Source organism: Weizmannia acidilactici, assembly GCF_008974185.1.
Lineage (GTDB): Bacteria > Bacillota > Bacilli > Bacillales > Bacillaceae_C > Weizmannia > Weizmannia acidilactici.
Map to the genome: position 1 here is coordinate 119049 of NZ_BKZP01000001.1, position 13305 is coordinate 132353.

Below are 13305 nucleotides of genomic sequence, written 5' to 3' on the forward strand. Positions count from 1 at the left end.
ATTTCATGGCACCCGATCCTCCCCACTGTATTAAGCTGCTATACGAATAAGCAACAGAAGGGTTCTTTTCCATTAGGATTTTTCAGCTTTTGAAACATGTTTAACAACAATCACGACTACACAAACGCATCTATTTTCTCTATAATAGAGAATGGCAAATTTAAAATATGATAGCCATACAAATTTTGCCAAATCGTAAACCGCAATACCTGTATGGCTGATGCGCCGTGCAATATGCAGGCGGATTCCATTTGGAGGGCAAATGTGCTTATGAATATAAAAAGATGGAAATCTTTCAATAAAGAAAGGGTGCCCGGATACAGCACACGCGGGGAAAAGGTCAAAGCAGACGAAGTCCCCCGGCATGTTGCAATCATTATGGACGGAAACGGCAGGTGGGCGAAAAAGCGCCATTTGCCGAGGGTTGCCGGACACCATGAAGGAATGAAAACCATCCGCAAAATTACCCGAGTCGCCAATGAGCTTGGGATCAAAGTGCTGACACTGTATGCATTTTCAACTGAAAATTGGAAAAGGCCGAAAGCGGAAGTCGATTACTTAATGAAATTGCCGGAAGAATTTTTATCCACATATCTTCCAGAGTTGAAAGAACAAAATGTAAAGGTCCAGATGATGGGCCACAAGGAACAAATTCCGCTGCACACACAAAGGGCGATTAATAAAGCGATTCGGGAAACGGAAGGAAATAACGGCCTTATCTTGAATTTTGCGCTGAATTACGGCAGCCGGGACGAAATTATGCGTGCCGTGAAAAATATTTTAAATGATGTCAAAAATGGTATAATGGATGAAAATGAGCTGACCGAAGAAGTTTTCCACCGTTATTTAATGACGAACGGCCTACAGGATCCCGACCTATTAATCCGGACGAGCGGGGAAATCCGCCTCAGCAATTTCATGTTGTGGCAGCTTGCTTACACGGAATTTGTCTTTACGGATGTATTATGGCCGGATTTTAATGAGGAACATTTTCTGGACGCCATCGAGGAGTACCAGAAACGTTCCAGACGGTTTGGTGGTTTAAAAAGTGAGGAGCAGACTAGATGAAACAGAGAATCATAACCGCTGTCGTAGCAGCAGCCTTTTTTATTCCTTTTGTGATTTACGGGAAATTGCCGTTTATTTTGCTTGTCTATGCAATGGCGACCATTGCTTTGTATGAACTGCTGAGGATGGGGAAGCAGAGATTTTTTTCTTTTGAAGGGCTCCTTTCCGTACTGCTGTTGTGGATCATATTGTTCCCTTCCAAATACGTGCATTTCATTGAACGGTTCGGGTTTGCAAAACTCGAATATACTTACATGATTGTGCTGCTTTTTTTGGCATATACAGTGCTGACGAAAAACCGGCTTACGTTTGAAAAAGCGGGTTTCCATATTCTTTCCGCCATTTACGTGGGCATCGGCTTTTACTATTTTATTGAAACTAGAAATACGGCGGATTTAGGCATCACATATATTTTATACGCCCTTTTCTTAATTTGGGCGACGGATTCGGGCGCTTATTTTATCGGACGGGCTTTCGGCAGGCATAAGCTGTGGCCGGAAATCAGCCCGAATAAAACGGTCGAAGGCGCGTTTGGCGGTGTGCTGTGCGCTGTTATTGTCTCAGTCCTGTTTTTCTTTTTTACCGATATCGGTATCAGCCTCGGGCGGATGGTCGCCTCTACGGTCGTGCTGTCTATTTTCGGCCAGATTGGCGATTTGGTGGAATCCGCTTATAAGCGGCATTATGGCGTAAAGGATGCCGGGAATATTCTTCCGGGGCACGGTGGTATTCTGGATCGTTTTGACAGCTTATTATTTGTGTTGCCGCTCATCCATTTTTTAAAAATGATTGCAGCAAGGTGATATACGAGGGGGCGTATAAATATGAAACGGATTAGTCTTTTAGGGGCAACCGGCTCCATCGGCACGCAAACGCTGGATGTCATCCGGAATCACCCAAATGAATTTAAACTGGTTTCTTTTTCGGCAGGAAGCAATATAAATTTAACAAGGAAAATCATTTTGGAATTTCAGCCTGAATTCGTCTCAGTTGCTGGAAGAGAAGACTGCGTACGGTTGAAAAATGAATTTGGGGATGCTGCCGCTTTTTCATACGGGGAAGAAGGGCTAATCGAAGCGGCTGTTTATAAGGGAGCCGATCTGCTTGTAAATGCGGTTCTCGGGAGTGTCGGCCTTTTACCGACGCTTAAAGCGATCGAAGCAGGGAAAACGGTTGCTATCGCCAACAAAGAAACGCTTGTGACAGCCGGCCACCTTGTGTTGGAAGCAGCCGAAAAGGCCAAGACGGAAATTCTTCCGATCGACAGCGAACATTCGGCTATATTCCAATGTTTGCAAGGGGAAAATAGAAATGAAATCGAGCGTCTCATTATCACGGCGTCCGGCGGCAGTTTCCGAGACTATACAAGGGAACAGCTGATGCATGTGACCGTCAAGGATGCGCTGAACCACCCAAATTGGTCAATGGGTGCAAAAATTACGATCGATTCGGCAACAATGATGAATAAGGGCCTTGAAGTCATTGAGGCGCATTGGCTGTTCGGCCTTCCTTATGAAAAAATTGACACGGTGCTCCACCGCGAAAGCATTGTGCATTCTTTGGTGGAATTCCAGGATTTTAGCGTGAAGGCGCAGCTCGGCACGCCCGATATGCGGATTCCGATCCAATACGCCCTCAGTTACCCGAACAGGATGGAGCTTCCGGATGCAAAGCGCCTTGATTTGGCGGAAATCGGCCGGCTTCATTTTGAAAAAATGGACGAGGATCGTTTTTACTGCCTGAAGCTGGCTTATGAAGCCGGCAGGATAGGCGGATCAATGCCGGCTGTGCTGAATGCGGCCAATGAAACGGCTGTAAATGCCTTTTTGCAAGAAAAAATTCCGTTTTTACAGATTGATCAGTTGATTGAAAAGGCACTTGCAAGGCATAATGTAATTAAACACCCTGATTTGGAAACGATCCGTGCGGTTGATGCTGAAACGCGCGCCTATGTAAGTTCGCTTATTTAAACTGCGGATTGTTATGCATGTTGATCTTCCGGCCAGAGGCAGAAATTATTTTTAAAGTAAGGTGGTATTCATTTGACAACAGTAATAGCCTTTATTTTGATTTTTAGTTCGCTTGTCATTTTCCATGAAGCCGGGCATTTCTTCGTAGCAAAAAGAGCCGGAATTTTGTGTCGCGAATTTGCCATCGGCTTTGGCCCGAAGATCCTTTCCTTTAAGAAAAACGAAACGCAGTATACGATCCGTCTGCTCCCGATCGGCGGATATGTCAGGATGGCAGGGGAAGATCCTGACATACCGGAATTGAAACCCGGGCAGCGGATCGGGCTTTTGCTCGATGATAATGAAACGGTCGAAAAAATCGTGGTAAACGGGAAAGACCGGTATACCGGGCTGCGCATGATCGAGACGGAATCGGCTGATTTGGAGCATGCACTTGTGATAAAAGGCTATGAAGAAGGGGACGACGAGAACCTTCAAACGTTTAAAATAAAAAGGGATGCCGTGTTTGTGGAAGACCGTACGGAAATGCAGATTGCGCCGTGGGACCGCCAGTTTGCATCCAAATCTTTGGGAAAACGGGCACTGACGATTTTTGCAGGGCCGTTTATGAATTTTGTGTTGGCGGCGATTGTGTTTACGATGATGGCGATTGTTCAGGGCGTTCCGGTTTCCGATCCGGTACTTGGGACTGTAGTAAAGAATAGTGCAGCCGCTCAGGCCGGCCTCCACAAAGGGGATACGGTGATTAGCATTGACGGAGCGGAAATTTCCACTTGGAATGATATTGTAGAAGTGATCCAGAAGCATCCGGATGAAGAAATCACCTTTACAATTGAACGCGGCGGTAAAACGATGGATATTCCGGTAACGCCGAAAAGTGTGACGGTGGATGGCAAATTGATCGGCAGGATCGGGGTAAACAGCCCGGTTGACCATTCTCCGTTGAAAGTCGCCACTTACGGCATTACGCAGACGTATGTATGGACGGTGGAAATTTTTAAATTGCTCGGCCACCTGATTACAGGCGGATTTTCGATTGACGCGTTGTCAGGGCCGGTCGGCATTTACAAATCTACGGAGACAGTTGCCAAATCTGGCTTGATTTATCTCTTTAAATGGGCCGGGCTTTTAAGCATCAATATCGGGATCATGAACCTGCTCCCGCTGCCGGCTTTGGACGGCGGAAGGCTACTGTTTTTCGGGATTGAAGCTTTAAGGGGCAAACCGATTGACCGGCAAAAAGAAGGGATTGTCCATTTTATCGGCTTTGCGCTTTTAATGCTGTTGATGATTATCGTCACCTGGAACGATATCCAAAGGTTTTTCCTCTAGAATCTTATGCGGGCTGTTGATGGCCATCGCCGTTTTCGTTTCACTTTCCTGGTGCACGGCTTACGCTATTCCATGGATCATCGCGAATGCCGCGGATAAAACATGACTGCCATTGTCATCCGTAAAAATGATAAAATTTTCCAATCGGGCAATCGCCTATAGTTGATTGCCTGAATCTTATTGAAAACTGAATATAGGAGTGCGATTGTATGAGACAAAGTAAGATGTTTATTCCGACACTGCGGGATGTGCCTGCTGATGCCGAAATTAAAAGCCACCAGCTGCTTCTTCGTGCCGGATACATACGGCAGGTTGCAAGCGGCGTTTATACGTATTTGCCGCTGGCTAGAAATGTATTACATAAAATTGAAACAATTATCCGCGAAGAAATGGAAGCAATTGGCTCGATGGAACTGCTCATGCCGGCGCTGCAGCCTGCGGAATTATGGCAGGAATCGGGGCGTTGGTATTCGTACGGCCCTGAACTGATGCGGCTGAAGGATCGCCACGAACGTGACTTTGCGCTCGGTCCGACGCATGAAGAAGTCATTACAAGTCTCATTCGCGGCGAAATCAAATCGTACAAACGGCTGCCGCTTTCTTTATACCAGATCCAAACGAAATTCCGCGATGAAAAAAGGCCGCGTTTCGGTTTATTGCGGGGCCGCGAATTCGTCATGAAAGATGCGTATTCTTTTCATGCCGATCAAGAAAGCCTAGATGAAACGTATAACGATATGTACCGTGCCTATTCGAATATTTTCTCTAGGTGTAAACTCGATTTCCGCGCCGTATTGGCCGACTCGGGGGCAATCGGTGGGAAAGATACGCAGGAGTTTATGGTGCTTTCTGAAATCGGGGAAGACACAATTGCGTATTCCGATGCATCCGATTATGCGGCCAATATCGAAATGGCGGAAGTAAAAACGGTTTATACGAAGCCGGACAAACCGGAAAAGCCGCTTGAAAAAATCCCGACACCCGGGCAAAAGACAATCGCCCAGATCGTGGATTTCCTGAAAGCAGATCCTGTACAATGCCTGAAAACGTTAGTGCTGAAAGCGGATGACGAATATGTCATCGTGCTTGTGCGCGGCGACCATGAAGTGAATGAAATCAAAGTGAAAAACCTCCTCGGAGCCGAAACAATTGAGATGGCCGATCCGGAAATCATCAAAACGTTGATGGGGGCGGATATTGGTTCACTCGGCCCAGTCGGCGCCCCGGAAAACATCCGTATTCTTGCGGACAATGCCGTCCAGTATGTTGTAAACGGGATTTGCGGCGCCAACGAAAACGACTACCATTACATCAATGCCAACCCGGGGCGCGATTACCGTGTTGATTTGTACGGCGACCTCCGCAATATCCAGGAAGGGGATCCGTCGCCGGACGGAAAAGGAACGATCCGTTTTGCCCGCGGCATTGAAGTCGGTCATATTTTCAAACTCGGCACAAAATACAGCGAAGCGATGCACGCCGCCTTTTTGGACGAAAATGGCAGGGAACAGGTGATACTGATGGGCTGTTACGGGATCGGCGTTTCCCGCACATTAATGGCAGTCTGCGAACAGCATAACGATGATAAAGGTTTGGTATGGCCTGTCAATCTTGCACCGTTTGAAGTCCATCTAGTGCCGGTCAATATGAAAGATGAAAAACAAGCCGGGCTTACTGAAAAGCTCTATACGGAATTGCAAAAGCAGTTTACGGTTTTAATGGATGACAGAAATGAACGACCGGGTGTTAAATTTGCAGATTCCGATTTGATCGGGCTGCCGACCCGTGTAACGGTCGGGAAAAAAGCATCGGAAGGGATTGTAGAAATCAAGGTTAGAAAAACCGGCGAAGTGCTGGAAGTAAAACAGGAAGATTTGTCCGGCACCATTGCCAATATTCTTGCAAAACTTGCGTAATGGAATTGATCTGGGGCATCGGCTTTCCGGCCGGTGCTTCTCTGTTTATATTCGCGGCTGGCAAGATTTATACATGCTAGAATCGTTGAATTATCGTTATAGTTTTTTTAAGATGTTTACGAGGCTAACTTTAATGGATGGGAGAGGAAAACATGATTGAAAATCCCGCCGAAAAGAAAGAAAGGTTTCAAATTTTGCTGCAGCAGTTGAAACTGACGGACGACGGGCTTTACAGCCATTTTCAAAACGGGGAAATTGAAAAGCTTGTCGTGGAACGCCAGTCGAAACGATGGCACTTTTATTTTTTATTGGAAAAAATCCTTCCTATTGAAGCGTATTTACAGTTTTCAACCCGGCTGTGCCAAGCTTTTCAGCATATTGCAAAGGTCAGTTTTTCTATCCGGACGAAAGATGCATCTTTCAAGCCTGGGCTTGTAGCAGACTATTGGAACGCCTGCCTTCGGGAGTTTGAAGGCATGTCGCCGATGCTCTTGTCTTTATTGTCGGAGCAGGTGCCGAAAGTAACTGGCAATAAATTTACCTTAACCGGCCGGAATGATCCGGAAGCGAGGACATTAAAACAAAAATACGGGGGGCTGATTACCGGTTTTTACGAACGGGCAGGCTTCCCGAAGTTAATGTTTGATGTGGAAACCGCACCTGTACCGCAGTCTTCCGAAGAATATGCAAAATTTATGGAAGAAAAGAAAAAAGAAGATGAGGAACGGGCGAGGCAGGCGGTTCTGGAAATGCAGAAAAGCATGTCCGAAGACCGTAAGCAGGATGCGCCTGAAGATGAAGGCCCGCTGATGATCGGGCTGAAAATCCCGGATGATGACGAAATCCGCAGCATTTCGGAAATTGTGGATGAAGAAAGGCGCATTACGGTGGAAGGATATGTTTTTGACGTTGAAACAAAAGAACTGCGCAGCGGCCGGACGCTTTTGCAGCTGAAAATGACAGACTATACGAGCTCTATCCTTGTGAAAATGTTCTCGCGCGATAAAGAAGATGCCGCCCAGTTTGCCCGCCTGAAAAAAGGCATGTGGCTCAGGGCGCGCGGCAGCATCCAAAACGATACATTTGTGCGCGATTTGGTCATGATTGCGAATGACATTTGTGAAATTGCCCCGCATGTACGCAAAGATACAGCCTCGGAAAATGAAAAGCGCGTCGAACTCCATCTCCATACGCCGATGAGCCAGATGGACGCCGTTACTTCTGTCAGCGACCTTGTGGCTCAGGCGAAAAAATGGGGGCATCCGGCCATAGCGGTCACGGACCATGCCGTAGCGCAAAGTTTCCCGGAAGCTTACAGCGCCGGCAAAAAGAACGGTATTAAAGTGATTTTCGGCCTTGAAGCCAACCTCGTTGACGACGGGGTGCCGATCGCTTATAACGATGCCCATGTGAATCTTGATGAGGCGACATATGTTGTGTTTGACGTCGAAACGACAGGGCTTTCCGCCGTCTACGACACCATTATTGAAGTGGCAGCCATTAAAATTAAAAACGGGGAAGTGATTGACCGTTTTGAACGGTTTGCCAACCCTGGGCACCCGCTCTCAAATACGATCATTGAGCTGACGAACATTACCGATGAGATGTTAAAAGATGCGCCGGATATTTCGGTAGTGCTGAAAGAATATCACGAGTGGATCGGCGATGCCATTTTGGTTGCCCATAACGCTTCGTTTGATGTCGGCTTTTTAAATGTGGGCCTGCAGAAAATCGGTTTGCCGAAATCGAACAACCCGGTTATTGATACGCTCGAACTTGGCCGGTTTTTATACCCGGATTTTAAAAACTACCGGCTGAATACGCTCGCGAAAAAATTCAATGTCGAACTGACCCAGCATCACCGCGCGATTTACGATACGGAAGCAACCGGGCAGATTTTCCTGAAGATGCTGAAAGACGCACGCGAAAGGAATATCGAATACCATGACCAGTTTAACCAGTATATGGGCGAAGGCGGCGCATTTAAACGGGCGCGCCCGTCCCACTGCACCCTGCTTGTGCAGACGCAGGAAGGCCTGAAAAACTTATTTAAACTGATTTCGTTATCGCATATCGATTACTTTTACCGCGTGCCGCGGATTCCGCGTTCACAGCTGCAAAAGTACCGCGACGGAATTCTTGTCGGGTCCGGCTGCGACAAAGGCGAAGTTTTCGAAGGGATGATGCAGAAAGACCCGGCAGAAGTTGAGGAACTGGCACGCTTTTATGACTTTCTGGAAGTGCATCCGAAAGAAGTGTATGCGCCCCTTATTGAACAGGAACTTGTCCGCGATGAAAAAGCGCTCGAAGAAATCATTGCAAAGATCGTGAAACTTGGCGAAAAATTAAATTTGCCTGTCGTTGCGACAGGCAATGTCCATTATTTGAATCCGGAAGATAAAATCTACCGGAAAATCCTGATCAGCTCCCAGGGCGGCGCGAATCCGCTCAACCGGTATGAGCTGCCGGATGTCCATTTCCGTACAACGGATGAAATGCTGGAATGCTTTGCTTTTCTCGGCGAAGAAAAAGCGAAGGAAATCGTCGTTTATAATACGCAGAAAATCGCGGATTTAATCGGGGATGTCAAACCGATTAAAGATGATTTGTACACGCCGAAAATTGAAGGGGCGGAAGAAGAAATCCGCGAGCAGAGTTATAAGCGAGCAAAAAGCATATACGGTGATCCGCTGCCGGAGATTGTCGAGGACAGACTTGAAAAAGAGCTGAAAAGCATTATCGGCCACGGGTTTGCGGTCATTTATCTGATTGCCCATAAGCTTGTAAAAAAATCTTTGGACGACGGATACCTTGTCGGTTCGCGGGGGTCGGTCGGTTCCTCATTGGTCGCAACCATGACGGAAATTACCGAGGTCAATCCGCTCCCGCCACATTATGTCTGCCCGAACTGCAAGCATTCCGAGTTTTTCGATGACGGTTCCATCGGTTCCGGCTTTGACCTGCCGGATAAAAACTGCCCGAACTGCGGGGCAAAATACAAAAAAGACGGCCATGATATCCCGTTTGAAACGTTCCTCGGCTTTAAAGGGGATAAAGTCCCGGATATTGATCTGAACTTTTCCGGCGATTACCAGCCGCGCGCCCATGCTTACACAAAAGTTTTGTTTGGCGAAGACTTCGTATACCGGGCGGGGACGATCGGCACCGTTGCCGAAAAAACGGCATACGGTTATGTAAAAGGGTACGCACAGGACCATAATATCACCTTCAGGGGTGCTGAAGTCGACCGGCTTGTCCAAGGCTGCACCGGCGTCAAACGGACAACCGGCCAGCACCCGGGCGGCATCATCGTTGTTCCTGATTATATGGACATTTATGATTTCACGCCGATCCAGTATCCGGCCGATGACAGCAGCTCTGATTGGCGGACGACGCATTTTGACTTCCACTCGATCCACGATAACATTTTAAAGCTCGATATACTCGGGCACGATGATCCGACCGTCATCCGCATGCTACAGGATTTAAGCGGTATCGACCCGAAAACAATTCCGACCGATGATCCGGAAGTCATGAAAATTTTCAGCGGAACGGAATCGCTCGGGGTGACGGAGGAGCAAATCATGTGTAAAACCGGCACACTCGGCATTCCGGAATTTGGAACAAAGTTTGTGCGGCAGATGCTCGAAGATACAAAGCCGACGACGTTTTCCGAACTCGTCCAGATTTCGGGGCTTTCGCACGGCACGGATGTATGGCTCGGCAATGCGCAGGAACTGATCCAAAACGGGACATGCACCCTTCCGGAAGTGATCGGCTGCCGGGACGATATTATGGTGTACTTGATTTATCAGGGCCTTGAGTCTTCCCTTGCCTTTAAAATAATGGAATCGGTGCGGAAAGGGAAAGGGCTGCAGCCGGAGATGGAAGAAGAGATGATCAAGCAGAATGTGCCGAAATGGTATATTGAATCGTGCAAAAAGATCAAATATATGTTTCCGAAAGCCCACGCCACCGCATACGTCCTGATGGCGGTCCGGATTGCTTATTTTAAGGTGTACTATCCGCTTTTATACTATGCAACTTACTTTACGGTTCGGGCGGAAGATTTTGATTTGGACGCGATGATCCACGGTTCAAACTCGATCCGGGCGAAAATTAACGAGATCAACGCAAAAGGGATGGATGCGTCGGCAAAAGAGAAAAGCCTGCTGACGGTATTGGAACTGGCGCTTGAAATGTGCGAGCGCGGCTTCCGCTTCCAGCCGATTGATTTGTACCGTTCGGAAGCGGACAAGTTTGTCATCGACGGCGACTCGCTTATTCCGCCTTTCAACGCCATTCCGGGCCTAGGCACAAACGCGGCTGTCAATATTGTAAAAGCGCGTGAAGAAGGCGAATTCCTGTCAAAAGAAGATTTGCAAAGGCGCGGGAAAGTATCGAAAACGATTATGGAATACCTTGACCAGCACGGCTGCCTAGAATCGCTTCCGGAGCAAAACCAATTATCCCTGTTTTAATAGACTTTATTCGAAAAAAGTATAATCTTTTTCAAATTTGCATTTTCAAGTATGTTATGGTATAGTCTTTTATGGAAATACTACTGATAAACTCTCGTGTAAAAGAGTGGGGCGTAACCCCGCTCTTTCGTGTTTTAAATCGGAACTTTTCAGGAGGTCAGCATGAGTAAAGTCGTTGAAGTGGTGGAAGAACTTGCATCCCCGATTGCGGAAGAACTCGGCCTTGAACTGGTTGATATCGAATATGTAAAAGAAGGAAAAAGCTGGTTCCTTCGTGTCTATATTGATAAAGAAGAAGGTGTGGATATCGAGGAGTGCGGGCTTGTAAGCGAACGCCTCAGCGAAAAGCTGGATGAAGTTGACCCGATTCCCCACAATTATTTTCTTGAGGTTTCATCACCGGGTGCCGAACGCCCATTAAAAAAACAGCGGGATTTTGAACGCGCTGTCGGCCGGAGCGTTCTCGTCAAAACTTATGAGCCGATTGACGGGGAGAAAATATTCCAGGGAAAACTGATCGCTTTTCAGCCTGATTTATTAACATTAGAATGTAAGGTGAAAACAAGAAAAGTCGAAAAGGAAATCCCGTTTGAAAAAGTGGCCCAGGCGCGACTGGCCGTTGAATTTTAAAGCGTAAATGAAAGAAGCGGTTCATCAGCAGTAAAAGCTCCAAAAAATGAAGGGGGACCAAATTTCCATGAGCTCAGAATTGGTAGATGCTCTTACAATGCTTGAAAAAGAAAAAGGGATTTCGCGGGAATTGCTTGTCGAAGCGATTGAAGCCGCCCTTGTCTCGGCATACCGCCGCAACTTTAACCAGGCGCAGAATGTAAGGACGGATTTGAACCTTGCAAACGGCACAATCCGCGTTTTTGCCCGTAAAGATGTTGTAGAAGAAGTTTTCGATTCAAGGCTTGAAATATCGCTTGAAGACGCCAAAAAAATTAATCCATCGTATGAAATCGGGGATGTTGTCGAAATCGAAGTGACACCGAAAGATTTCGGCCGGATTGCGGCACAAACCGCGAAACAGGTTGTGACGCAGCGTGTCAGGGAAGCGGAACGGGGAATCATTTACAACGAGTTCATCGACCGCGAAGACGATATTATGACAGGGATTGTACAGCGGAAAGACGCGCGTTTTACGTATGTCAGCCTTGGAAAAGCCGAAGCATTGCTGCCGCCGGGCGAACAGTCGCCGAATGAAGCGTACAATCCGCACGACAGGATCAAAGTGTATATCACAAAAGTCGAAAAAACCACGAAAGGTCCGCAGATTTTCGTTTCACGGACGCACCCGGGTCTATTAAAACGGTTGTTTGAATTGGAAGTCCCGGAAATATACGACGGGACAGTTGAAATCCGCTCCGTGGCCCGCGAAGCAGGAGACCGCTCGAAAATTTCCGTTTATACTGACCGTCCGGATGTCGATCCCGTCGGGGCATGCGTCGGTCCTAAAGGGGCGCGCGTGCAAGCGATCGTTAACGAACTTCATGGCGAAAAAATCGATATCGTAAAATGGTCGGACGATCCGGTTGAGTTTGTCGCAAATGCATTAAGCCCTTCAAAAGTGCTTGATGTCATTGTGGATGAAAAAAATAAAGCGACGACTGTCATCGTCCCGGATTACCAGTTATCGCTTGCAATCGGGAAACGCGGCCAGAATGCAAGACTGGCGGCGAAACTGACAGGATGGAAAATTGATATTAAGAGCGAAACGGACGCAAGGGAAACAGGCATTTATCCGCGCCCGGAAACTTTTGAAGGAGAAATGCCGGCTGAAACGGAAGAAACGCTGGATCCCGTTCTAAATAAAGAAACGGCCGAATTCCTTGCTGCGGAAGAAGAAACCGGACTCCATGCGAAAGAGGAAAAAGTGCCTGAATTTGATGAAAAAGATGATGAAATCGAATAAGGAGTGAGGACGATGGCGACACGTAAGAAAATTCCGATGAGAAAATGCGTTGCAACGGGAGAAATGAAACCGAAAAAGGAAATGCTCCGTATTGTCCGTTCCAAAGAAGGGGAGATTTCAATCGACCCGACCGGGAAAAAATCCGGAAGAGGCGCCTATCTTTCAAAAGATGAGGAAGCCGTGCTTTTGGCAAAGAAAAAAAATATTCTCGCAAGCCATCTCGGCGCTGCGATAGAAGATTCCTTTTACGATGAAATATTGGCGTTTATCCAAAAAGAAAAAAAGGAGAATAAACAAAAACTATGAACGGAAACCGGGCGATGTCCTTTTTAGGCCTTGCCAACCGGGCAGGAAAAGCCGTTTCGGGAGAGGAGCTCGTTCTGAAAGAGGTTCGGTCGGGCCGGGCAAAGCTTGTATTATTGTCAAAAGATGCCTCATCCAACACGTCGAAAAAGGTTTTAGATAAATGCCGTTTCTACAATGTGCCTGTACATTTTGTTGAAACGAGAGAAACACTTGGGAAAGCCATCGGGAAAGAGGCAAGGGTTACAGTGGCGGTTTGCGACCGCGGTTTTGCGGAAAAACTTGCCGAACTGCTCGATGAATCATAGGTGGGGGTGACG

Annotated in this window: 10 protein-coding genes; all 10 read left to right on the top strand. The window is 47.2% G+C overall.

The window, feature by feature from the left end; all coding sequences use genetic code 11:
- Positions 1–270: 270 nt before the first annotated feature.
- The 10 genes from uppS (at position 271) to BpJC4_RS00660 (ending at position 13293) form a co-directional block, all read left to right on the top strand.
- Complete coding sequence (gene uppS, locus BpJC4_RS00615) at positions 271–1068, top strand: undecaprenyl pyrophosphate synthase (RefSeq protein ID WP_151679240.1); 798 nt, start codon at positions 271–273, stop codon at positions 1066–1068.
- Positions 1065–1871, top strand: a complete 807-nt coding sequence (locus BpJC4_RS00620; RefSeq protein ID WP_151679161.1) for a phosphatidate cytidylyltransferase — start codon at positions 1065–1067, stop codon at positions 1869–1871. Before uppS ends, BpJC4_RS00620 begins: the two co-directional genes overlap by 4 nt.
- Positions 1872–1892: 21 nt before the next feature.
- The gene (dxr, locus tag BpJC4_RS00625; protein ID WP_151679162.1) at positions 1893–3038 is read left to right on the top strand and encodes a 1-deoxy-D-xylulose-5-phosphate reductoisomerase; all 1146 of its coding nucleotides are present in this window, start codon (positions 1893–1895) and stop codon (positions 3036–3038) included.
- Positions 3039–3110: 72 nt separating this feature from the next.
- Entirely contained in the window at positions 3111–4370 is a 1260-nt protein-coding gene (gene rseP, locus BpJC4_RS00630) for an RIP metalloprotease RseP (RefSeq protein ID WP_151679163.1), read from the top strand.
- Between the two features lie 209 nt (positions 4371–4579).
- Complete coding sequence (locus BpJC4_RS00635; protein WP_151679164.1) at positions 4580–6286, top strand: proline--tRNA ligase; 1707 nt, start codon at positions 4580–4582, stop codon at positions 6284–6286.
- A gap of 152 nt (positions 6287–6438) precedes the next feature.
- A complete protein-coding gene (locus BpJC4_RS00640; protein WP_151679165.1) occupies positions 6439–10767 on the top strand; it encodes a PolC-type DNA polymerase III in 4329 nt (1442 codons plus the stop codon).
- 162 nt (positions 10768–10929) lie between these two features.
- Positions 10930–11397 (top strand): ribosome maturation factor RimP, encoded by a 468-nt coding sequence (rimP, locus tag BpJC4_RS00645; RefSeq protein WP_151679166.1) that lies wholly within the window; start codon positions 10930–10932, stop codon positions 11395–11397.
- 67 nt (positions 11398–11464) lie between these two features.
- Positions 11465–12682, top strand: coding sequence for a transcription termination factor NusA (gene nusA, locus BpJC4_RS00650; RefSeq protein WP_151679167.1), 1218 nt, complete (start codon positions 11465–11467; stop codon positions 12680–12682).
- Between the two features lie 12 nt (positions 12683–12694).
- Positions 12695–12988, top strand: a complete 294-nt coding sequence (gene rnpM / locus BpJC4_RS00655) for an RNase P modulator RnpM (protein ID WP_151679168.1) — start codon at positions 12695–12697, stop codon at positions 12986–12988.
- Positions 12985–13293: a YlxQ family RNA-binding protein gene (locus BpJC4_RS00660; protein WP_151679169.1), complete on the top strand. Its 309-nt coding sequence runs from the start codon at positions 12985–12987 to the stop codon at positions 13291–13293. Before rnpM ends, BpJC4_RS00660 begins: the two co-directional genes overlap by 4 nt.
- The last annotated feature ends 12 nt before the right edge of the window (positions 13294–13305 follow it).

Coding starts and splice junctions, on each gene's coding strand:
- nusA (WP_151679167.1), top strand. CDS start 11,465: ATGAGCTCAGAATTGGTAGATGCTCTTACAATGCTTGAAAAAGAAAAA.
- BpJC4_RS00660 (WP_151679169.1), top strand. CDS start 12,985: ATGAACGGAAACCGGGCGATGTCCTTTTTAGGCCTTGCCAACCGGGCA.
- dxr (WP_151679162.1), top strand. CDS start 1,893: ATGAAACGGATTAGTCTTTTAGGGGCAACCGGCTCCATCGGCACGCAA.
- rimP (WP_151679166.1), top strand. CDS start 10,930: ATGAGTAAAGTCGTTGAAGTGGTGGAAGAACTTGCATCCCCGATTGCG.
- BpJC4_RS00635 (WP_151679164.1), top strand. CDS start 4,580: ATGAGACAAAGTAAGATGTTTATTCCGACACTGCGGGATGTGCCTGCT.
- uppS (WP_151679240.1), top strand. CDS start 271: ATGAATATAAAAAGATGGAAATCTTTCAATAAAGAAAGGGTGCCCGGA.
- BpJC4_RS00640 (WP_151679165.1), top strand. CDS start 6,439: ATGATTGAAAATCCCGCCGAAAAGAAAGAAAGGTTTCAAATTTTGCTG.
- rnpM (WP_151679168.1), top strand. CDS start 12,695: ATGGCGACACGTAAGAAAATTCCGATGAGAAAATGCGTTGCAACGGGA.
- BpJC4_RS00620 (WP_151679161.1), top strand. CDS start 1,065: ATGAAACAGAGAATCATAACCGCTGTCGTAGCAGCAGCCTTTTTTATT.